Raw genomic sequence first — 20,258 nt, 5'->3', positions numbered from 1 at the left:
AGTACATGGGTAACTCACCGGGTACGCCCAAAATCGGCCACGTACTCGACCGGCGGCCCGCGATCCAACTCACCCGGCTCTTACTCGTCGGCAAAAGGCGCGGAGAGGCGGGGGAGCGTGCACCACGCATCGGCTGGCGGACGGCCGCGGTGACCGGTGCCGCAACAGTCTTGGCCGGTTCCAGCGCGGGCACCGCATGGTGGGCGGCCTCTCGACTATTGATGGCGCAGGCAGGCGCGGCGCGTGGCGTGATCGGCCGCGACACCTCGAAACCGCCGGAAGCCGACGGGATCTACACGGCGGGCTGCCTGACGCCGGAACGCTGGCGCACCGGCAAGCACGCGGACCTGCACCTGATGATCTTCGGTGACTCCACCGCGGCCGGCGTCGGCTGCGTGGTCGCCGACGAGGTGCCCGGCGTCCGCCTGGCCCGTGGCCTGGCCATGGCTACCGGGCAGCGAATTCGATTGAGCACCAAGGCGATCTCCGGCGCCACCTCCAAGGGTCTGTCCGGTCAGGTGGACGCCATGTTCGTGGCCGGCCCGCCGCCGGACGCCGCGGTGATCCTCATCGGCGCCAACGACATCACCAAGAAGCACTCGGTGCGCGCCTCCGCGCGCAGGCTGGCCGCCGCGGTCGCGCGACTGCGCCGGGCCGACAGCGTGGTGGTGGTCGGCACCTGCCCGAATCTCGGCACGGTCACCGCGATTCCGCAGCCGCTGCGCACGGTGGTGCACAACTGGAGCGTTCGGCTGGCCAAGGCGCAGACGGTGGCCACCGCCGTCGCGGGCGGCCGTCCGGTGCCGATGGGTTATCTGCTCGCTCCGGAATTCCGCGCCCAGCCCGAACTCCTTTTCGCCGCCGACGGATTCCACCCCTCGGCCGCCGGTTACGAGCTGGCCGCGGCCCAGCTACTTCCGGTGCTGCTCGAGGCGTTGGGCGAGGCGACCCCGGCTGCCAGTCCCCTGGGGCGCGACGTAGATTCGATAGGAACCCGCGAGTAACAACCGCGGTTCGCACGTTCCTTCAGACAAAGGAGTCCTCATGCCTGAGGCTGTCATCGTCTCGACCGCCCGCTCCCCCATCGGCCGGGCGGCCAAGGGATCGCTGGTCGACATGCGGCCCGACGATTTGACCACCCAGATCGTCCGCGCGGCGCTCGACAAGGTACCCGCCCTGGACCCCAACCAGATCGATGACCTGATCCTCGGCTGCGGTTCCCCCGGTGGCGAGTCCGGCTTCAACATGGCCCGGATCGTCGCGGTCCAGCTCGGCTACGACCTGGTGCCCGGCACCACCGTGCACCGCTACTGCGCGTCGTCGCTGCAGTCCACCCGGATGGCCTTCCACGCGATCAAGGCGGGCGAGGGCGACGTCTTCATCTCCGCGGGCGTCGAGACGGTGTCCCGGTACAAGAACGGCTCCGCCGACAGCTGGCCGAACACCCAGAACCCGCTCTTCGCCGACGCGCAGGCGCGCACCGCGAAGACCGCCGAGGGCGGCGCGGGCGTCTGGCACGACCCGCGCGAAGACGGCCTCATCCCCGATGCCTACATCGCGATGGGCCAGACCGCGGAGAACGTCGCGGGCTTCACCGGGATCACCCGCGAGGAGCAGGACCACTGGGGCGTCCGGTCGCAGAACCGGGCCGAGGAAGCCATCAAGAACGGCTTCTTCGAGCGCGAGATCACCCCGGTCACGCTGCCCGACGGCTCCGTCGTGTCCAAGGACGACGGCCCGCGCGCCGGCGTCACCTACGAGGCGGTCAGCAAGCTGAAGCCGGTCTTCCGCCCCGACGGCACGATCACCGCCGGCAACTGCTGTCCGCTCAACGACGGCGCCGCCGCGCTGGTCATCATGAGCGACACCAAGGCCAAGGAACTCGGCCTGACCCCGCTGGCCCGCATCGTATCCACCGGCGTCTCGGGTCTGTCCCCCGAGATCATGGGCCTCGGCCCGATCGAGGCGTGCAAGCGCGCACTCGCCTTGGCCGGCAAGTCGATCGACGATATCGACCTGGTCGAGATCAACGAGGCGTTCGCGGTGCAGGTGCTCGGCTCGGCCCGCGAGCTGAAGATCGATGAGGACAAGCTGAACGTCTCCGGTGGCGCCATCGCGCTGGGCCACCCGTTCGGCATGACCGGTGCCCGCATCACCACCACGCTGATCAACAACCTGCAGACCCACGACAAGCAGTTCGGTCTGGAGACCATGTGCGTCGGCGGCGGCCAGGGTATGGCGATGGTCATCGAGCGCCTGAGCTGAGATAGCTAGCACGCAGATGAGGGCGGTCATGCAAGCGGATGACCGCCCTCATCTGTCTCAGGACGCAAACGGGTGGTTGCCGTTTCCGGCAACCACCCGTTGTCAGCTCAGGCGGTCGAAACCGCTTGGTACTAGTCGTTGTTGAAGTAGCTCAGCAGGCGCAGGATCTCGACGTACAGCCAGACCAGGGTGACGGTCAGGCCGAGGGCGACGCCCCAGGCCGCCTTCTCCGGCGCCTGAGCGCGGATCAGCTGATCGGCGGCGTCGAAGTCGAGCAGGAAGCTGAACGCGGCGATCGCGATGACCACCAGGCTGAAGATGATGGCGATCGGGCCACCGTCGCGCAGGCCGAGGCCGCCGGAGATGAAGAAGCCGGCCACCAGGTTGCCGATCACCAGGACCAGCACGCCGATCATGGCGCCGACGATCATCCGGGTGAAGCGCGGCGTGACGCGGATGGCACCGGTCTTGTAGACGACGAGCATGCCCGCGAAGACGCCGAAGGTGCCCAGCACCGCCTGCGCGATCATCCCGCTGCCGCCGGCCCCGCCGAAGCTGATGTCGGTGAACATGAACGACAGCGCGCCGACGAACAAGCCCTCGAACACCGCGTAGGAGAGCACCAGAGCCGGGTTGTCCATCTTGTTCGCGAAGGTCGCGACGAGGACGAGCACCAGGCCGATCAGGCCACCGCCGATGACGAACCACTTCGCCAGCGAGGGGTCCGCGTTGCTGAAGCCGTAGGAGACGATGGCCGACAGTGCGAGCACACCCAGCGTGATGGCGGTCTTGGTCACCACGTCGTCGATGGTCATCGCCCGGGTGGTGCCCGGCGCCTGCTGGTACGGCTGCGGCTGCTGGTACTGCTGTCCGTACTGATTACCGAACTGCTGACCCAACTGGCCCGCCCCGGCCACGCCTGAGCCGAAGTTGGCGTAGCCATTGCCCTCTTGCTTGGGCAAGTTTCGGAAAACCGGATTGCTTGTGCTACGCACCTGCGTCCCTTTCTGGTCGTTGCCGCTGTTCGTCGAGCTCGCGCTCGATATCCAACTGCTGGGTACAACGTTTACTGCCCGGCGCTAGTTCCCGATAAGGACAGCGCGCAGGCGGACAAAACGGACTCTACCGCTGCTGCGCGTCGTGTAGGCCACGCACGGATCGAGTGACCGTGAATTTGCGGTTGCGACCGACTACCTCGGTGCGCCCGACCATGCGCTCGATCACGCCACGGTAATTCAGATGCGAATTGAACACCGTCCACAGCTCGCCACCGGGCCGCAGCACGCGGCCGGTCTCGGCGAACATCTTGATCGCCGACCCGGTGTGCACGGCGGCGCCGACGTGGAAGGGCGGATTGCACAGCACCAGGTCGGCGCTGTTGTCGGCGGCCGAGGACATCGCGTCGTCACGCACCACCGTCACGCGGTCCGCTACCCCGTTGACCGCCACCGTCGCCCTGGCCGAGGCCACCGCGGCCGCCGACTGATCGGTGCCGAGCACCTTGAGGGCGGGCCGGGCCTTGGCCAGCTTTACGGCCAGTATCCCGGTGCCGCACCCGAGGTCGATCGCTTCGCGCGCATCGGGTTTCATCCACTTGAGGTGCTCCAGCAGGAACCGGGTGCCGATGTCGAGCCGGGCGCCGGAGAAGGCGGCACCGTGCGCGACCACGTCGAGATCGAGGTCATCGAGCCGGTCGCGCACCGGGAACGGCGGGTCACCGACCGGCTTCGGCCCACTGACCAGCAGGGTGCGCGATTTCTGCCGGCCACGGCTGGCCCGGACCTCGGAAAACGACTGCGCCAGCACGTCGTTCATCGACTTCGTCAGATACTTGTCCCGGCCGCCCGCGACCACTACCACCTCGGGATCGGCGTAGCGCGCGATGGCGTCGGCGACCTCGGTCAGCCCGGCCAGCGCCCGCGGCAGCCGCAGCAGCACCACCCGGACATCGGCGAGCAGCTCGCGGCCGAGCGGATACGCGGTGTAGCGGTCGCTGAGGCCGAGCGCGCGGGCATTGTTGGCCAGGGCGAGTTCGCCGGTGAGCAGATCCTGGTGCACGCGGACCCCGCGCAGGTCGTGAGCAGTCACCGCGCCGATGGTCAGCGCGCCGTATGCGTCGCCGACTATGGCTATCTTTCCGCTATCAGTGCTGGCGAGCGCCTCGTCGGCGACATCCAGGATCAGCCGATCGGCGGCATCTACAGCGTAGAGGTTTAACGCCTCCACATCTGGATACCGCCGCAGTCGGCTCAGAACGTCCTCGATGGCTGCCACGCCTCAAGTGTGCTAGATCGTTGCCCCAACGTCACATCGGCCCCGGCAAACCGGTTCCGGCGTGCCCCGCAGGCTCCGGCCGATCGACTGGAAAGCCCAGCGGCACACCGGGTCCGGTCAGTTGACACCCGCCTTGCCACCCATCGCGGTCACCGCGTGCCAGACCCCACCGACGCCTTGCCCGAGCAACTCGCCCGGCTTCGTGTCCTTGGCGAAGAAGTAGACCGGCCACCCCGCGATGGTGATTTGGCATGCGCCATCAGCACGTTCGATGAATCCGACGAGCTGCGGATCGACGCCCGCCGCGTACACGGCCTGCCCGCGCTGCGCGATCAGCGGCGGCCATTTCGCGGCACAATCACCCGCGCACGTCGAGGTGGGTGGCTTCGCGGTGTCCTTGTCGAACCGGTACAGCGCGCGGTCGGCGGCCGTAACGTACTGTCCGACAGCGCTATTGTCAGCGAGGCGCAGTTGCACGGCATTCGTGCCGGTCGGCGCCGTTCCGCTGTAGATCTTCAGCCAGTCCTGCGTCTTGGCCGGCACCTGGTTCTGCGGCGCACCGGCCGCAGCCGTGGCCGAGGCCGACACCGCCGGGGTCGGCGCCGCCGACGCCTCGGGCTTCGCCGGGTCGGCGGTTCCGCACCCAGTGAGCAAACCGGCGAGAATCACCGAGGCAGCGGCGAATGGCCACGCGGCTCGCTGGAAGTGCTTGGTCGACAGCATTTTTCAGATCCTCCGGATCGATCGATGACGCGCGATTCGCGTCCGGTCACCCACAACTACGAGGCAGGCCCGCGACCGGTTCACCCGGGGGACGATCCGACGGCAAACATCGAGAAACCCGCAAATCCCACGCGACGCCCCGCCCGCCGTTTACCATCAGCCCCATGCGTAACAGGATGGTGTTGACCATCGTCGCGGTGACGGCATTGCTCGCGGGCTGCGGCGACGACGCCGGAACCACCGCGAACACGACTACGCCGAGCACCTCCACCACGGGCACCCTGGCCGAAGCGCCGACCGCCCCGCGCGACACCACACCCAAACGGGGCACGGCGTCCGGCGACGCGGGCCTGACCGTCACCGGCATTCGGATCGGCCACCAGCCCGGCTTCGATCGCGTGGTCTACGACCTCGGCGGCAACGGCACCCCCGGCTGGATCGTGCAGTACACCGACCGCGCCGTGCAGGACGGCAGCGGCAAGCCGATCGAGGTGGCAGGCAAGTCGATCCTCGAGGTGCAGATCCTCGGCTCGGCGTACCCGTTCGACAGCGCCGAGACGCCGTACGCAGGACCCGATCCCGCGACCGAACCGAGCGCGCCCGGCATCGCGGGGGTCTATCGGACCACCGTGTTCGAGGGCACCACGCAGTCGTTCATCGGCATCAACGGCGACCGGCCCGGGTTCGCGGTCACCACGCTGACCAACCCGACCCGGCTGGTCATCGACGTCGCCAGCCAGTAGTACCCGTACCGCCAGGGGGTATTGCCATCCACCGGGCCGCCGTCATTACACTGGCCGCGTGGTCGAACGGCACTCCGCACTCCGCGTCACCGGGCTCGCCCGGGCGCTCGGTGTGCTGGTGCTGCTCGCCGGGATCGTCATCATGCATGCGGTGGTGTTCGCGATGCCGAGTCACGCCGGTGCGGCCGGCTTCGACCATGACTCGAGGGCGAGTGAGAGCCGTACCGGTCAACTGCCTGCGGTGGCGATGCCCGCCGAACCGATGGCGACCGTGGTGTTCGCCGACCGGCACGACGCGGTCGACCACGGTCACGACCAAGCCACCGACCTCACCGCGATGCCGGCCGTCGCCCAGCCGGTGGGCGCATCCCGCACCGAACACACTGCGCCGGATATGGATTGCGCGGATGACGGATGCGGCGGCACCCACGGCGGGATGCACGGTTGTGTGTTCATCCTCGCCGCTGCGGCACTGCTGTTCGCACTGGTGCTGCTGTACCGGATGGCTCTCGAGCGGCCGGGCAACGACGTTGCGCGGCTGCGTCATCGGCGACCACGGCGGGAGCGGTCACCGCCGTGGACCGTGCTCACCCTGGCCGAATTGTCGATTCTGCGGATCTGACAGCTCTGCGGCGACCGTTTTCGACGGTCGTCGGCGTTGCCCTGCCCGAAACCCAGTCACGCGCAATTCCCAAGGAGCACAACCATGGTCATCAGCCGTACCCGAATCAGCACCGTCCTCGCCGCGAGCACCGCTGCCGCCGCCCTCGTCCTCGCTGGTTGTAGCGACAACGACGACATGTCCGGCATGCAGCACAGCACGTCGAGCGCGCCCGCCGCGTCGAGCGCACCGGCGGCCCGCACCGACTTCAACGACGCCGACGTCACCTTCTTGCAGATGATGTACCCGCATCACGCGCAGGCGGTCGACATGGCGAAGTTGGTGCCGAGCCACAGCCAGAACCAGCAGTTGCTGGCGCTGGCCGCCAAGGTGGAGCAGGCCCAGGCGCCGGAGATGCAGCAGATCACCACGCTGCTGCAAAGCTTCGGCAAGCCCGCCCCGACCACGGGTGGCGGCCACGGCGGCCACACCATGCCGGGCATGATGAACCCCGATCAGATGCACGCCCTGCAGGCCGCGTCCGGCCCGGACTTCGACCGCCAGTGGCTCACCATGATGATCGAGCACCACACCGGCGCGGTCACCATGGCCGAGACCGAGCTCGCCCAGGGCACGAACGATGAGTCGAAGGCCTTGGCCCGCAGCATCATCGATAGCCAGCGTGCCGAAATCGACACGATGCGGGGCATGCTCGGCCAGTCCTGATCGGATCGGCCTATCGCACCGGGCTTTTCATCGGGCTCGGTGCGATAGGCCGTAGGCATCTCGGGCGCGACCGCCCCCTGCGCCCGGCTGAGCCCGATCGAAGAACTTCTCCAGCAGGGCGTTGAACGGCTCGCCGGTGTCGGGCACGAGGTGACCCATACCGGGGCACACCGCGCGTTCGGCACCAGCCTGTTCGGCGATGGCGTCGCAGATCGCCGCGCCTGTAATGGGAATGGAGTGACCAGGCTCAGGAACCCGGCGGGGCGACTGCCTGCCAGGCGGGCGCCTCCTCCGGCGCCGCGGTGTTGCGGGCGCGCCGACGTACCTGCTCGACGGCCACCAGTGCCACGCCCGCGAGCACCGTCACCACGGCGAAGATCGTGACGACCAGGGCCGCCGCGCCGAAACCCCACAGCGCCACCACAGCTGCGGCGACGGCGAGCAGCACGCCGATGAACAACAAGCCGAAGCCGGCCCAGTTCCTGGTATCGGCCAATGTCTCGCCCGGCTGCGGCGCCGTCGTCCGGGAGATGTCCGCCGCGTCGTCGAGCGGGGGAATCTCGTACGGGCCATCCACTGTCATGCTGCTACCTCACGCCGCGATACCGGCTGGTCGGCCGGTATCTGATGCGACAGGGATGCCCTGATCTTCTCCTCCGAAACGGGACGCTTGGTACTGGTTGTCCGGCATGGGGTTTCGGGGCAGGTCAGATCAGTTGTAGGACTTGGTGACTCCGTCGAGCAGCCGTTCCAGGGTGTCGTAGGTGGGGGTGGTGATCACATCGAGCACGTCCTTGGCGACCGGGATGTTGTGCGCGGCCGTCACTTCGGCGAACTGGTCGGCCGCGCCGGTGCGGAAGCCGTGCTCGGCGGCGAGGCGTTGCAGGTCCGGGTCGGTGGACAGCAGGCGGCCGAGCCGGTCGCCCGAGTCGCCGAACGGCACCAGGGTGTGCCGGGACAGAATGGTCGGCGACGGGTACAACATCGTCATGTCCGGCTTGATCTGGCCGCGCACACTCGCGTCCACGTACTGCGACTCGTAGATCCACACCATCGGAGTCGGTCCGATTCCGGTCGCGAGATAGGCGTCGAACGGGCCTTCGCTGCTGCTCTGGGTGTAGCCCTGGCCGACGAAAAGCCTTGCCACCGTGGGCAGAATGTTCTGCTCGGCGTCCGACCCCTGCACGATGGTGTTGCTGTTCGCCACGTAGCCGGCGATCGCCAGGTACATGGCGGCGGAGTTGGAGCTGCGCGGGTCGGTCGTGGAGATCAGCACGTTCTTGCGCACCGGATACGTGGTGTTGTCGTCGAGTTGGTCCCACCGCGTGTTGTTGCCGACCATGCGCAGGTAAGGACCCATGTCGAAGGTCGACACCGCACCCTGGTGCACCACGCCCGCCTTCGCGAGCAGGTCGGCGATCGGGGTGAACGTGGCGATCACCATCGGTGACGAGAACGGGATGTACTTCGCAGTCACGTTGCGCTGCCGCTGGATTCGCTCTGCGGCCTGCTCGCTCGACGGAAACGCGAAGTCGTACTTTGCGAGATCGATCGACGTCGCGATCTGCCGCGACCCCGCCGGTTCGGCCTCCACCTTCACCCCGTGGCGCGCCAGCGCGTCGACCACCTTCGGGTCCTGGAAGAACGCCATCTTCTCCGACCCGACCACGCCACGCACCACCGTGATCGGCGCCACCGGCGTCGCCGTATTCGGTGCGCCGCCGGGCTGACGCACCGCCAGCGCCAGCGCGACCACGGTCACCACCACCAGCGCCGCGATCACGGCCGCGACCGCTGCCGGAGCGAAACGCTTACTCGCGGACCATGTTTCCTGAATCGTCTCCGGCAGCCCACCGTCCCCCGCCTGGTGCTTAGGCTTGCGCGTCCGCCCCGTCTCGGGCCCGACGACAGCCTCCGCCACCTCCCCTGTGGCCGCCAATTGCCGGCGAACATACCGCTCCACCAGGATCGGAATGAACGTCCGCACCGGATGCCCCGCGAACCGCCGCCGCGCCGCGGCCACCGCCGCCTCGATGTGCTCCGCAGAGTAAGTGCCGCCGAAGTTTTCGACCAAACGCTCCGTCACCTGACGCAGCGCCTGTTCCTCCCGAACAGTGTCGACAACCACAAAATCTCCTAGGCATCCGGCGACCGACATATCCCCGCGACAGCACCGAAGCCCCACCGCGCCGGCCAACCCTAGCCCCAACCCATCCACCCCGAAACCCACCCGAAACCACCTCTGACCACCCCTCTTCCCACCCCCCGCCACCACCTAACCCACCGTCCCCCCAGATCAGCGCCCTGGACATCCGCCCACCACCAAACCCACCACCACCCCAAGCCCCCACTCACCCCACCCACAGAATTCAAGACACCATCGCCAACCAGCCACCCCCCGTTGCTCCCCCGTTTCCCCCGAAGAACGGACCGGCCAGTCGAGCTAGTAACTGGCGCACGCGCGGGGGGTGATTCACGGGTGGGCTTGACCTTGCCCCTGGGGGAAGGTTCGACGATTGCTTTCATGAACAACAACGCACTCCAGATCGTCGAAGCTCAGGTCCGCGAACAGGTTGCCGCTTACTGCGAGGCCAATCATGTGCCCGGGTTCGTTGCCGGTGTTTATCAGGCGGGTGAGCAGGTTGTGGTCGCGCATGGCGCGGCGAATGTTGCTACGGGGGCGCCGATGTCGGCGGACACCGGGTTTCTTTTCGGTTCGGTCACCAAGGTGCTGACGACCACGCTCGTCCTTCAGCAGGTGGAGCTCGGGAAGCTTGATCTAGACGCACCCGTGGTGCGGTACCTTCCCGAATTCGCGCTGTCTGCGCCGGGTGCGGCGGACAAGATTCTGGTTCGGCATCTGCTTTCGCACACCAACGGCATCGATGCGGACCTGTACTTTCCGGATGCCGAAGGCCGTGACGCGCTGCGGAGTTATGTTGCGGGCCTTGCGGACCACGGGGTTTTGTTCGAAGCCGGTGCGCAGCTCAGCTATTCCAATGGCGGCATGATCGTCGCGGGCCGGCTGCTGGAAGTGGTGACGGGGTTGTCGTATCACGCACTGCTGGAGTGCGATATCTATGGGCCTGTGGGCATGCAAAATTCGAGTACCTCGGCTGAGCAGGCCATTCTGCGCAGCACCGCGGTGGGGCATTTCCTGAATCCCGAGACGATGACGGCCGAGCCCACGCGAATGTTCACACTGCCCGACACCTGGGGGCCGGCGGGCGGCACGCCGATCGGCACTGTTGGCGATCTGCTCTGCTTCGGGCGAACCCACCTCGCGGGCGGTGTGTCCCCTGTGACGGGTTCCCGTGTTCTCACAACGGATTCGACCGCACTGATGCAGCAGGTTTCGCACGATATGGCGTCCCCGAACGTTCCGCCGATGGGTATGGGCTGGGTACGGTACCCGTTCGGCGACACCACGGTTCTCGCCATGTCGGGTGCCTCGCCGGGCGGGGTGTCCCTGCTGTGTGTGCTGCCCGAACACGACCTGGTCTTCACCGCGTTCGGCAACAGCTCGGATGCGCTCATGCTGCAAGATCAGCTGCTGCAGTGGCTACTGCGCGAGCACCTCGGCGTCGAGATCCCCCCGCTGGTAACCGAATTCGAGCAGGACATCGATCTCACCCCGTATGTCGGCACCTACCGCTCCAACCAGCTCCGCATCGACGTCAGCATCGTGGACGGGCAACTCGAGGAACGGATGACCTACGAGCCTGCGGACGAGTCACAGGAACGGATTTTCACCGAGTTCTGCGGTGGCACGACCGCCGCCCCGCCGCAGCGGTACGTGCCGATCCGGCCCGGCCTGTTCGCTCCGGACGGCTACCCGATGGAGACCTTCGACGGCTACCTCCGCCTGCTACTCGTCTCCTACCACGACATCCGCGACGGTAAGGCGCAGTTCCACAACGCAGGCGGCCGGCTGACCCGTCGCGCCTGACGGGTTCGACGACGACTGGAAGGATGACCGCCATGATCACGATCGGCAGGCTCGCGGATTTCGCCGGAGTGACCACCAAGGCCATCCGCCACTATCACGAGCGCGGTCTGCTGCCCGAACCCGAGCGCGACTCGTCCGGCTACCGGCGCTACACCGCCCAGGACGCCATCGATCTCGTCAAGATCAGAACCTTGGCGGAGGCGGGCGTGCCGCTGGCCCGGGTCAAAGACCTGCTGGAAGCCGACCCGGACGCGCTTGCAGCGGCCATCGCCGAGATCGACCGCGACGTCCGGCACCGGATCACGCAGCTGCGGCGAACCCGCGACCAGCTCGCCCAGTTGCGCGGCGGCGACCGGCTTTTCGTCGCACCGGCGGTCGCCGACCTCCTCGACGAACTGCGCGAGATCGGCGCCAGCGAACGCCAGATCCAGCTGGAGCGCGACGGCTGGATCCTCTTGCAGACCGCCTCCCCCGAGGATGCCGCCTGCTGGCTCGACGAAAAGCACGAACTCCTCACCGTTCCCGAGTTCCGCGCCCTCTACCTCGAACACGACGAGGCCTTCCACTGGTCCCCGGACGACGCCCGCCTGCCCGCCCTGGCCGAACGCACTCGTACCTGGTTCGCCAACTACCACAGTCGATCCGAGACTCGCCCTGTACACAATCCCGCGGCCGCCCGCCTGGTCGCCCAGTCCCAGCCCGGGGCGTCGTCCCCCGCCTGGGATCGACTCGTCGAACTGATGCAGGGCTAGCGCCTCCGCACGGTCGCGGACCAGGGAAGCGCTATGGTCGGCTGGAGCCGCTGCCTAAGGAGATGGTTATGCCTCGTACTGCTGTTGTGACCGGTGCATCGTCGGGGATCGGGAAGGCGACGGCCGCGGCGTTGGTGGCGCGCGGGTATCAGGTGATCGGGACCAGCCGGAAGCCGGAGGGTATCGGGGCCGAGGCTCGCGTGGCGGGCGTGGAGTATCGGGCGCTCGACTTGACCGACGCCGGGTCGATCGACGCCTTCGTTGCCGGGCTCGGGGAGATCGACGTGCTGGTCAACAATGCCGGGGAGAGTCAGGCGGGCCCGCTGGCGGAGCTGCCGACGGATGCGGTGGAACGGCTGTTCCGGCTGAACGTGCTGGGGCCGGTCGCGCTGACGCAGGCGGTGTTGCCGGGCATGCGGGAGCGCGGCTTCGGCCGGGTCATCATGGTGGGGTCGATGATCGCCAGCTTTCCGATGCCGTACCGCTCGTCCTACGGCGCGACCAAGGCGGCGCTGAAAGGCTTCGCCGTGGCCGCGCGGTTCGAAGAGTCACCATTCGGGGTGTGGATCAGCACCGTCGAGCCGGGACAGATCAATACGGGCCTGCGGGAACGTCGGACGAAGTACCTGAACGAGGGCTCGCCGCACACCGCCGACTTCACCGCCTTCATCGCGAAATTGGATGAGGCGCAAGGGAAAGGCATCACCGCCGAACGGGTAGCCGACACGATCGTGCAGGCCGTCGAGGCCAAGCGACCGCGTCCGCTCTACGCCGTCGGCAGCAATGCCCCCGTGATGTTCGCGGTGCGCAGGCTACTGCCGCGCACGGTCATGGAGCGCCTCATCGCGCGCGCCCACGGACTGTCGAGGTAGCTCAGGAGGTCGCGACCTGCGCCTGCCACATCCAGTGCAGCTGCTCGAGCCGCGCCGCGAAGCCGATGAACAGGTCCTGCGTGACCGGATCGGCCTTCTCGGTGGCTTCGATCCGCTCACGCAGTCGCTGAATCACGGCCGTGAGGTTGCGGACGACGCCGTCGATGACGTCGGTGTCCTGCTGCCAGCCGTCGGGGAAGCCGACCGCACCGCTCTCTTTGGCGACCGTCTCGGCCCGCCCGTCCGGGCTGACGCCGACGGCGGTGGCGCGCTCGGCCGCGGCATCGGTGAAGTCCCTGGCCGCCGTGACCAGCTCGTCCAGCGCCAGATGCACCGACCGGAAGTTCCGGCCGATCACGTTCCAGTGGGCCTGCTTGGCGATCAGCGACAGGTCGATCAGATCGATCACGGTAGCGCGCAGAGCCTCGCCCGCGACCTTCTGCTGCTCCGTATCGAGGGTGCTGGTGATGGGTTGACTCATCGTTCACGCCTTTCTTGTCGGATCCGTGTCACCGACTGGCCTACCCGCACGCCGCGTCCTAAACGTCACCAGTGACGAGCGCCATCCGATTCCAGGCGCGCGGCATGCTCGGCCAGCATTCCCGCAGGTCCCGACGGTGGCGATTGGCGCCGCCAGATCGCCCGGAACTTCCTGCTCAACGCCACCGGCCCGGCCAGCCGCACCTCGACGAGCGCCCCACTGGTCAGATCGGGACCCGCGATCAGCCTGCTCAGCACCGCGGGCGCCACGGCGGCCCGGGCGGCCGCCGAGATCGCGACCGCGGACCCCAGCTCGGCCGCGGGCTGCGCCGGTTGGCACTCGGCCCCGAGAATCTCCCAGACCGTGTCCCGCGTCCCCGACCCCGGCTCGCGCCACAGCAACGGCGTGGTCGCCAGCTCCCGCAAGGTCACCGGCTTCTTGCGGTGTGCCCATGGATGCGCGGCCCCGACCACGACGACCAACTCGTCCGCCCCGAGTACCCGGCTACCGAGGCCGGGCGGCGGATGCGGGCCCTCCACGAAACCGATGTCGGCCGCCCCGTCCCGGATCAGCTCCTCGACGTGCCGCGTGTTATCCACTTCCAAGGAGACCGCCACCTGCGGACAACTGGCCCGTAACGCGTTGAGCCACAGCGGGATCCGATGATCGGCAATCGTCTTCGACGCGGCCACCCGCAGGCGCGGCACGTCGGCGGCGTGCAGTGCGGCCACACCGGCACTGAACGACCGCGCCGCCTCCAGCACCAGCCGCGCGTGCGCGACCACCGACCGCCCCGAATCCGTCAAGGCCGACCCGGTCGGACTGCGATCGAGCAACCGCAGCCGCAACCGCCGCTCCAGCGCACTGATTCGCATGCTCGCCGCGGGCTGGCTGATACTGTGCCGCCGGGCCGCCGCACCGAGGCTGCCCAGCTCCGCAACGGAGACGAGCAGATCGAGTACGTCCAGATCGGGCGTCCCCGGCGGTAGCGTCATAACCATTGATTATGTGCCTGCCCGACGCCGGCGGCACCCCCCGTCGTAGCAATTACCCCATCATCCGACCTTATGAGCGGGTTGCCCGGCGCCGCAACGGAAGTCGCCCCTGGTAGCGTCCGGCAGGTGAGCAAGATCCCCGCCGCGGCCGACGAAGCCCGCTTCTGGACCCTGATCGAATCGGCGTGGGAGTTGGTCGGCGACGAACCGGCCGCACTGCGAAAAGCGTTGATCCACCGGGAAAACGACGAGGTTGTGCCCGCCGTCGAGGCGCAGGTGCCGCACTTCCTCGGGCATCTGCGCACGTTGAGCGAGAGCCTGTCGAGCGACGAGCTGACCGTGCTCGACCGGGTGCTGGAGCGAAAGTTGTACGACCTCGACCGCGCCGATATCCACGGGGTCACCGGCGGCTCGGACGACGGTTTCCTCTACTGCCGGGGCTTCATCGTCGCGATGGGTCGCGAGTTCTACGACGCCGCGCTCGCCGCCCCCGCGGTCGCCGTGCGGGACACCGACGGCGGGAAAATGTGTTACTTCTTCGCGCACCTGCACAGTGACCGCTTCGGTGCTTTCCCGAAAACCGAATCCGGTATTTCTCGGGAGTCCTTTTCGAATCCTGCCGGTTGGAACTGACACAGGACCCATTCGGCCGGCTTATGGGGTCCTCCCCGTTCGACCGCTACCCCTTACGGTCGCGGAGCGCCATCGTCTGAGGAATGACGCACGTTCGTCGCCGCTGGCCCGGCCTGCTCCTCGCTGCTGTACTGGCAACCGCGGCAACCTTTCTCGGTAAAGCACTGCCGGTCGCCGGCGCGCCGGTGATCGCTTTGGCCTGCGGTGCTGCGGTAGGCGTTTTCCTGCGCCGATCCGACGCTGACGCAGGGACTTTCGATCCCGGCTTAGCTGTGACGCGGAAACGCCTATTGGGTGCCGCCATTGTGCTGCTGGGTCTCGGCCTGCCGGTCGGATCGGTCCTCAGTGTCGGCAGGCAGACGGCCGTGGTGTTGATCGGGACATTGATCCTGGGTGCCGCCGCCGCGGTGGTCGTCGGGAGAATGCTTGCCCTGGACCGGGAATCGGCCACCCTGGTGGCGGTCGGCACCACCATCTGTGGCGCCTCGGCGATCGCCGCCGCCACCGCGGTGATCAAGCCCGACCGGGATCGTGTCGCCTACGCCCTCGGAACCATCTTCGTCTTCAATGTCGTTGCGGTGCTGGCATATCCGCCCTTGGGGCGCCTGCTCGGACTGTCCCAGGAGGCGTTCGGCCTGTGGGCGGGTACCGCGATCAACGACACCTCGTCGGTGCTGGCGGCCGGCGTGATCTACGGCCCCGCCGCCGCTCATTTCGCGGTGATCGTCAAACTCGTGCGCAGCCTGATGATTGTCCCGATGTGCGTCGGACTGCATCTCGCGAGGGACCGCAGCGAGCCCGCATCGTCCACGAAAGCCACCCTCCTACAGTCGTTCCCGCTCTTCGTCATCCTGTTCCTCGTCGCATCGGTGATCGCCGGACTCGGCGTGGTGCCGGACTCCCTGGGCCCGCCACTCGCCTACTTCAGCGCATGGCTGATCGCCGCGGTCCTCGCCGCGATCGGCACCTCACTGAGCTGGCAACAACTCCGCAGCGCCGGATCGCGCCCCCTCCTGTTCGGCGGCATCCTCGCCGTGCTCCTCGGGGCGTCCAGCCTCGCCCTGCAGTTCGCCACCGGCTGGTGGTGACGAACGCCTGAGCTACCCGGCCAGCCGGTCGGCCTCGTCGAGATGGTCGCGCAGGCCCAGGAGTTCCCACCGTTGCAAAGCCAGTGGCACGTTTCCTTCGCGCCAGAGCCGGTCGTGGAACGCCTGGAGATCGAATTCGTCGCCTAGTTCACGCACCGCCGTGCTGAGCAGGTCCTGGATCTGTAGTTTGCCGATCTGGTAGCTCAGCGCCTGGCCGGGGTTGCTCGCGAAGAACACGGCTTCGTCCCAGGCGGTTTCGCGGTCCATCGGCACGGCGACGGCCAGCCGGTCGGTCGCCTCGTCGATGGAGAGGTGGCCGAGGGCGAGCTCGATGTCGACCTCGACGCGTAAAGCGCGCAGCCGCATGGCATTCGCCACGAAGATGGCGCTGGCCGGCGCGTCGTCGAAGAGGCCTGCGTGCAGCATCAGCTCCTCGTAGTTGAACGCGATGCCCTCGTTGGGCGCCGAGTCGTAGAAGTATCGCCGAGCGGGATTGTCGTGGTGCCAGCCGATCGCGACCTGCTGGGCGTGCACGCCCTCGTGCACGATCGCGGTGCGCGCGTCGAACGCGGCGGCTCGATCGAAGTACGGCAGGTCCGGGCGCGGTGCCGGGATGTATCGGACGGCATCCTCGTCCATCCGCGACGGGCCGGTCAGGTCGTCGGACACACCGAGCCAGGTCAGCGGCGCGAGGTACGGCGGCAGCGGCGCGAACCGGTAGCGCCGCAACCACTCCGGCTGGCCGAGCAGACCACGGGTGGCAGCGAACTCCCGCACGGCGCGCTCGTCGGCGGCCTGACGCTCGACGCACTCGTCTGCGTCGGCGGGCAGCGACGGCGCGGGCGCGTCCCGATGCCGGGTACGCAGGAGCGTTTCGAGAGCGACCGCCCGATGCCATTCTTGGCTGCCCATCTCGCGCAACCGCTGCGCCGAATAAGGCAGCAGCGCAACGCGATGTAGGAAGTAAGCCAGCCCCTCCGGTCCGACAGGTGCCACTTCACCTAGGGTAGGTAACAGTTCGGTGAGCCAATCCCGATACGCCGCAACGGCATCCGCCGCAACGCGCGTCGCGGCGGGCAACTCGGCCGAGTACTCGTCGGGCAGGAACGGTACGAGCGCCGTCATCGCGGCCTCGAGCGAACCCGCCGATTCGTCCAGCAGGCGCAGCGTGCTGCGTGTGAACGACGCGCCCGCATGGCCCGCGAGATTCTCCCTGGCCTGCTCGAGCACCAGCGGAACGTGGCGCAGCAGCGCGCTGATCTTCGCCGCCCGCGCATTGTCGAACGGCGACGATTTGAGCAGCTCCACATAGATCGCGCCGAGGCTCTGCTGCACATAGAAGCCGGGATTGCGCTCCCAGGCGCGGATCAGCTCGAGTTCCCAGTGCACCCTGGCCAGCGCCGAGCCGAGCAGCCTGCCGTCGACCTGCACCGGTACCGGCTCGTCGGACAGGTCGAGCTCGCGGTGCCTGCGGGTCAGCTCGGCGAGGACCGCCCTGAGCTCTGCGATGGCCGCAGGCGACCAGTCGGGCAGCCAGCCCGCCGGCCGTTCCACCCGAGGCAAGTCGTCGCTGGAGTCGGGCAGTGTCGCCAACCGCCAGTTCCAGAACTCTTCGGCAAGCTTCGCTAGACCCATGTCCGCACAATACAATTCGGGACAGCAACCGGCTAGCCGCCGAATTCACCGCCGAAGGACTATCTACAGCCCGGCGTGCGAGAACAGGCCGGGCGAACCGATGCCCTGCTGCTGCGGAGTCGCGGGCACGATGCGTTCGAACAGCGCCAGATAATCATCGATCATCCGGTCCGCGCTGAAGCGTTCCTGCACGTCGTCGCGGGCGGCGCGGCGATCGAGTTTCTCGATCTCGGCTACCGCGGCCGCTGCCCCCTTGACGTCGGTCACCAGGTATCCGGTGACGCCGTCCCGGATGAGCTCCGGCATCGAGCCCAACGGCGTTGCGATGACCGGTGTTCCGGTGGCGAGCGCTTCGACGACCGCGAGGCCGAACGGTTCGGCGAAGCCGATCAGGTGCAGCAGCGCGCGGGCACCGCCGAGCAGTTCGTCCCGGCGTTGCGGGCCCACCGGACCGACGTAGGTCACCGCGGCGTCGTCGAGGTGCGGTTCGACCGCGGTGCGGAAGTACTCCTCGTCCTGCACCACGCCCGCGATGATCAGGGGCAGCCCGGTGAGCCGCGCCACCTCGATCGCCAGGTGCGTCCCCTTGTCGGGGTGAATTCGTCCGAGAAAGAGCAGATATTCGCCGTGTTCCGGCCGAAAGGTGAACTGGACGAGATCTATACCGTGATGAATTGTCGCCGCATAGTTCAGCGTGGGGTGCCGGTCCGCATCGCTGATCGCCACATAGTGCGCGATATCGTCGAATGCTTGATACACCGGCATGATATTCGGCGAGGAAAAGCCGTGAATGGTGGTGACCACCGGGGTCGACACCAGGCGGCTGTAGGTCAGCGGCATGAAATCGAAGTGGTTGGCGAGCACATCGAACTCGCCGGCATGCCCGAACGCCGTCGAATTGTGCAGCGCCTCAGCCACTTTCGCGTCCATGCCAGCGGTTTCCGCGTACCCCGACGGCACCGGCGAAACCAGCCGAGCCGAGGTCTCGGAGTCGGCCGTGGCGAACAGGGTGACGTCGTGCCCGCGCGCGACGAAACCCTCGGCCAGCGTGGCGGCGATGTGCTCCCACGGGCCATAGTTTTTCGGTGGCGTACGATGAGCGACCGACGCGATTACGCCGATTTTCATATAATCCTCGATTACTGGCGAATTCACCGCCGAGAGCCGTCCCGGAACGGGCGGACTGATGCCACTACTCTATCACGGCGGTTATGCGCCACCCGAGTGTTACCATCGAGGCCTAGTGGTCGATCCGCCCGTGTCGTGTTCCGGACCGGATTCTCGAGCGCCTCCGCGCAACACGATCAGCCAATCGAGTGGCTGGGCAGACAGCGGCACCGGCGGCGCTGACTCGAATCAGGAAGGCTGACATTGGGTCAGACATCCGGAGTTCTGATAGATGCCGTCACAGCGGGTAAACCGGTGGTATCGACGGATTTTCCGCACGGGACATACCATGCGCTTGCCGCAGAGACGCGACAAGCCGATGCGAAGTTGGCTACAGCATGAGCGAAACCATCACCATCTCCTACGCCCACCTGGCACGACTCAGCGACGACGTCGGCATCTTCGAACACGCCAGGCTCACCACGCCGCGGCACGAGAACGGTTACTGCGTAGACGATGTCGCGCGGGCCCTCGTCGTGGCGGCCCGCGAACCCGAGCCGACCGACGAGCTGAACGCGCTCGCCCAGGTGTACACGCGCTTCGTCATCGCGGCGCTCACCGAGGACGGCCGCTGCCACAATCGCCGCGGTAAGGATCTGAACTGGCAGGACGAACCGACCGTCGAGGATCATTGGGGCCGTGCCCTCTGGGCGCTGGGCACCGCCGCCGCCCGCAGACCCGACCTGGCCGAAAAGGCCTTGGCACACTTCACTATCGGCGCCAAGCAGCGTTCCCAGTTCCCGCGGGCGATGGCCTTCGCCGCACTCGGTGCCGCCGAGGTGCTGCACGCGAACCCCGGAAACCACGCGGCCCAAGCAATATTGGTCGATACCGCGGCCCTGATCGGACCGCCGACCCGCCGTCTCGACTGGCGGTGGCCCGAGCCCCGGTTGCACTACGCCAACGCCGTGCTGGCCGAAGCGCTGCTGGTGGCCGGTGCCGCGCCGGGTCAGAACCGCACGCACGCCGATGGATTGGCGATGCTGCGCTGGCTGCTGGAGACCGAGACGGCAGGCGACCACCTGTCGGTCACCCCGATCGACGGCTGGGCGACGGGCGAGAAGCGTCCCGGTTTCGACCAGCAGCCGATCGAGGTCGCCAGCCTGGCCGATGCCTGCGCCCGTGCCTACGACGACACCCACGACCATCATTGGCGGGACGCGGTCATGTTGTGCGAGGCCTGGTTCCGTGGCGAGAACGATGTCTCGACGCCGCTCATGGACCCGAACAGCGGCGGTTGCTGCGACGGGCTGGAACCCACCGGACGCAACGAGAACCAAGGCGCCGAAGCGACTCTCGCCATGCTGTCCACCATGCAGCAGGCCCGTCGCCTGCAATCGGCCGAGTGAGGGAT

20 protein-coding genes are annotated in these 20,258 nt (G+C 67.6%); 11 read left to right on the top strand and 9 right to left on the bottom strand.

The window, feature by feature from the left end; genetic code table 11:
* Nucleotides 1–5 precede the first annotated feature (5 nt).
* Nucleotides 6–1,004 carry an SGNH/GDSL hydrolase family protein gene (locus NN4_RS20735; RefSeq protein WP_246180982.1) on the top strand — a complete coding sequence of 333 codons (999 nt, stop codon included), beginning with the start codon at nucleotides 6–8 and terminating at the stop codon, nucleotides 1,002–1,004.
* A gap of 40 nt (nucleotides 1,005–1,044) precedes the next feature.
* The gene (locus NN4_RS20730) at nucleotides 1,045–2,265 is read left to right on the top strand and encodes an acetyl-CoA C-acetyltransferase (RefSeq protein WP_135233256.1); all 1,221 of its coding nucleotides are present in this window, start codon (nucleotides 1,045–1,047) and stop codon (nucleotides 2,263–2,265) included.
* A gap of 131 nt (nucleotides 2,266–2,396) precedes the next feature.
* Here the strand turns inward: NN4_RS20730 and NN4_RS20725 are convergent, their stop codons facing one another.
* The 3 genes from NN4_RS20725 to NN4_RS20715 all read right to left on the bottom strand — a co-directional run bounded on the left by NN4_RS20725 (nucleotide 2,397) and on the right by NN4_RS20715 (nucleotide 5,262).
* On the bottom strand, nucleotides 2,397–3,260 hold the full coding sequence (locus tag NN4_RS20725) for a Bax inhibitor-1/YccA family protein (RefSeq protein WP_135233257.1): 864 nt from the start codon (nucleotides 3,258–3,260) through the stop codon (nucleotides 2,397–2,399).
* A gap of 127 nt (nucleotides 3,261–3,387) precedes the next feature.
* Nucleotides 3,388–4,539 (bottom strand): class I SAM-dependent methyltransferase, encoded by a 1,152-nt coding sequence (locus NN4_RS20720; protein WP_147133813.1) that lies wholly within the window; start codon nucleotides 4,537–4,539, stop codon nucleotides 3,388–3,390.
* Nucleotides 4,540–4,656: 117 nt separating this feature from the next.
* Entirely contained in the window at nucleotides 4,657–5,262 is a 606-nt protein-coding gene (locus NN4_RS20715; RefSeq protein ID WP_147133808.1) for a hypothetical protein, read from the bottom strand.
* A gap of 164 nt (nucleotides 5,263–5,426) precedes the next feature.
* Here NN4_RS20715 and NN4_RS20710 point away from each other — a divergent pair, with 164 nt between their 5' ends.
* The 3 genes from NN4_RS20710 to NN4_RS20700 all read left to right on the top strand — a co-directional run bounded on the left by NN4_RS20710 (nucleotide 5,427) and on the right by NN4_RS20700 (nucleotide 7,332).
* The gene (locus NN4_RS20710; protein ID WP_147133805.1) at nucleotides 5,427–6,005 is read left to right on the top strand and encodes an AMIN-like domain-containing (lipo)protein; all 579 of its coding nucleotides are present in this window, start codon (nucleotides 5,427–5,429) and stop codon (nucleotides 6,003–6,005) included.
* A 58-nt stretch (nucleotides 6,006–6,063) separates the two neighbouring features.
* On the top strand, nucleotides 6,064–6,627 hold the full coding sequence (locus NN4_RS20705; protein ID WP_147133801.1) for a DUF6153 family protein: 564 nt from the start codon (nucleotides 6,064–6,066) through the stop codon (nucleotides 6,625–6,627).
* An 84-nt stretch (nucleotides 6,628–6,711) separates the two neighbouring features.
* Nucleotides 6,712–7,332: a DUF305 domain-containing protein gene (locus tag NN4_RS20700; protein ID WP_147133798.1), complete on the top strand. Its 621-nt coding sequence runs from the start codon at nucleotides 6,712–6,714 to the stop codon at nucleotides 7,330–7,332.
* A 247-nt stretch (nucleotides 7,333–7,579) separates the two neighbouring features.
* Here the strand turns inward: NN4_RS20700 and NN4_RS20690 are convergent, their stop codons facing one another.
* Nucleotides 7,580–7,915 carry a hypothetical protein gene (locus tag NN4_RS20690; protein WP_147133795.1) on the bottom strand — a complete coding sequence of 112 codons (336 nt, stop codon included), beginning with the start codon at nucleotides 7,913–7,915 and terminating at the stop codon, nucleotides 7,580–7,582.
* Between the two features lie 129 nt (nucleotides 7,916–8,044).
* The gene (locus NN4_RS20685) at nucleotides 8,045–9,460 is read right to left on the bottom strand and encodes a three-helix bundle dimerization domain-containing protein (RefSeq protein ID WP_246180981.1); all 1,416 of its coding nucleotides are present in this window, start codon (nucleotides 9,458–9,460) and stop codon (nucleotides 8,045–8,047) included.
* Nucleotides 9,461–9,856: 396 nt separating this feature from the next.
* On the opposite strand from NN4_RS20685, the gene NN4_RS20680 reads away from it, so the two are divergent.
* From NN4_RS20680 to NN4_RS20670, 3 genes are all read left to right on the top strand, one after another.
* Nucleotides 9,857–11,281: a serine hydrolase domain-containing protein gene (locus tag NN4_RS20680; RefSeq protein ID WP_147133792.1), complete on the top strand. Its 1,425-nt coding sequence runs from the start codon at nucleotides 9,857–9,859 to the stop codon at nucleotides 11,279–11,281.
* A 32-nt stretch (nucleotides 11,282–11,313) separates the two neighbouring features.
* Complete coding sequence (locus NN4_RS20675) at nucleotides 11,314–12,033, top strand: MerR family transcriptional regulator (protein ID WP_147133790.1); 720 nt, start codon at nucleotides 11,314–11,316, stop codon at nucleotides 12,031–12,033.
* Nucleotides 12,034–12,101: 68 nt separating this feature from the next.
* A complete protein-coding gene (locus tag NN4_RS20670) occupies nucleotides 12,102–12,905 on the top strand; it encodes an SDR family oxidoreductase (RefSeq protein WP_147133787.1) in 804 nt (267 codons plus the stop codon).
* 1 nt (nucleotide 12,906) lies between these two features.
* Here the strand turns inward: NN4_RS20670 and NN4_RS20665 are convergent, their stop codons facing one another.
* Both NN4_RS20665 and NN4_RS20660 read right to left on the bottom strand, forming a co-directional pair.
* Complete coding sequence (locus NN4_RS20665) at nucleotides 12,907–13,386, bottom strand: Dps family protein (RefSeq protein ID WP_147133784.1); 480 nt, start codon at nucleotides 13,384–13,386, stop codon at nucleotides 12,907–12,909.
* Nucleotides 13,387–13,451: 65 nt separating this feature from the next.
* On the bottom strand, nucleotides 13,452–14,381 hold the full coding sequence (locus tag NN4_RS20660; RefSeq protein ID WP_107659232.1) for a LysR family transcriptional regulator: 930 nt from the start codon (nucleotides 14,379–14,381) through the stop codon (nucleotides 13,452–13,454).
* A gap of 126 nt (nucleotides 14,382–14,507) precedes the next feature.
* Between NN4_RS20660 and NN4_RS20655 the strand changes: the two genes are divergently transcribed.
* Complete coding sequence (locus NN4_RS20655) at nucleotides 14,508–15,014, top strand: DUF4240 domain-containing protein (protein WP_222595118.1); 507 nt, start codon at nucleotides 14,508–14,510, stop codon at nucleotides 15,012–15,014.
* Nucleotides 15,015–15,097: 83 nt separating this feature from the next.
* A complete protein-coding gene (locus NN4_RS20650; RefSeq protein ID WP_147133778.1) occupies nucleotides 15,098–16,102 on the top strand; it encodes a YeiH family protein in 1,005 nt (334 codons plus the stop codon).
* A 12-nt stretch (nucleotides 16,103–16,114) separates the two neighbouring features.
* Here NN4_RS20650 and NN4_RS20645 read toward each other — a convergent pair whose 3' ends face one another.
* Nucleotides 16,115–17,737 carry a DUF885 family protein gene (locus tag NN4_RS20645; RefSeq protein ID WP_147133775.1) on the bottom strand — a complete coding sequence of 541 codons (1,623 nt, stop codon included), beginning with the start codon at nucleotides 17,735–17,737 and terminating at the stop codon, nucleotides 16,115–16,117.
* 63 nt (nucleotides 17,738–17,800) lie between these two features.
* Nucleotides 17,801–18,865 carry a glycosyltransferase family 4 protein gene (locus NN4_RS20640; RefSeq protein ID WP_147133773.1) on the bottom strand — a complete coding sequence of 355 codons (1,065 nt, stop codon included), beginning with the start codon at nucleotides 18,863–18,865 and terminating at the stop codon, nucleotides 17,801–17,803.
* A gap of 377 nt (nucleotides 18,866–19,242) precedes the next feature.
* On the opposite strand from NN4_RS20640, the gene NN4_RS20635 reads away from it, so the two are divergent.
* Nucleotides 19,243–20,253, top strand: coding sequence for a glycosyltransferase (locus NN4_RS20635; RefSeq protein WP_147133770.1), 1,011 nt, complete (start codon nucleotides 19,243–19,245; stop codon nucleotides 20,251–20,253).
* Nucleotides 20,254–20,258: the final 5 nt, after the last annotated feature.

Source organism: Nocardia ninae NBRC 108245 (assembly GCF_007990755.1).
Lineage (GTDB): Bacteria > Actinomycetota > Actinomycetes > Mycobacteriales > Mycobacteriaceae > Nocardia > Nocardia ninae.
The sequence above is the reverse complement of the archived record's forward strand: the minus strand, read 5'-3'. Positions and strand labels throughout refer to the sequence as shown.

What these genes read in the sequence shown, in the direction of transcription:
- NN4_RS20710 (WP_147133805.1), top strand. Translation starts at nt 5,427, where the DNA reads ATGCGTAACAGGATGGTGTTGACCATCGTCGCGGTGACGGCATTGCTC.
- NN4_RS20665 (WP_147133784.1), bottom strand. Translation starts at nt 13,386, where the DNA reads ATGAGTCAACCCATCACCAGCACCCTCGATACGGAGCAGCAGAAGGTC.
- NN4_RS20650 (WP_147133778.1), top strand. Translation starts at nt 15,098, where the DNA reads ATGACGCACGTTCGTCGCCGCTGGCCCGGCCTGCTCCTCGCTGCTGTA.
- NN4_RS20670 (WP_147133787.1), top strand. Translation starts at nt 12,102, where the DNA reads ATGCCTCGTACTGCTGTTGTGACCGGTGCATCGTCGGGGATCGGGAAG.
- NN4_RS20660 (WP_107659232.1), bottom strand. Translation starts at nt 14,381, where the DNA reads ATGACGCTACCGCCGGGGACGCCCGATCTGGACGTACTCGATCTGCTC.
- NN4_RS20690 (WP_147133795.1), bottom strand. Translation starts at nt 7,915, where the DNA reads ATGACAGTGGATGGCCCGTACGAGATTCCCCCGCTCGACGACGCGGCG.
- NN4_RS20645 (WP_147133775.1), bottom strand. Translation starts at nt 17,737, where the DNA reads ATGGGTCTAGCGAAGCTTGCCGAAGAGTTCTGGAACTGGCGGTTGGCG.
- NN4_RS20680 (WP_147133792.1), top strand. Translation starts at nt 9,857, where the DNA reads ATGAACAACAACGCACTCCAGATCGTCGAAGCTCAGGTCCGCGAACAG.
- NN4_RS20730 (WP_135233256.1), top strand. Translation starts at nt 1,045, where the DNA reads ATGCCTGAGGCTGTCATCGTCTCGACCGCCCGCTCCCCCATCGGCCGG.
- NN4_RS20715 (WP_147133808.1), bottom strand. Translation starts at nt 5,262, where the DNA reads ATGCTGTCGACCAAGCACTTCCAGCGAGCCGCGTGGCCATTCGCCGCT.
- NN4_RS20635 (WP_147133770.1), top strand. Translation starts at nt 19,243, where the DNA reads ATGAGCGAAACCATCACCATCTCCTACGCCCACCTGGCACGACTCAGC.
- NN4_RS20735 (WP_246180982.1), top strand. Translation starts at nt 6, where the DNA reads ATGGGTAACTCACCGGGTACGCCCAAAATCGGCCACGTACTCGACCGG.
- NN4_RS20640 (WP_147133773.1), bottom strand. Translation starts at nt 18,865, where the DNA reads ATGAAAATCGGCGTAATCGCGTCGGTCGCTCATCGTACGCCACCGAAA.
- NN4_RS20675 (WP_147133790.1), top strand. Translation starts at nt 11,314, where the DNA reads ATGATCACGATCGGCAGGCTCGCGGATTTCGCCGGAGTGACCACCAAG.
- NN4_RS20700 (WP_147133798.1), top strand. Translation starts at nt 6,712, where the DNA reads ATGGTCATCAGCCGTACCCGAATCAGCACCGTCCTCGCCGCGAGCACC.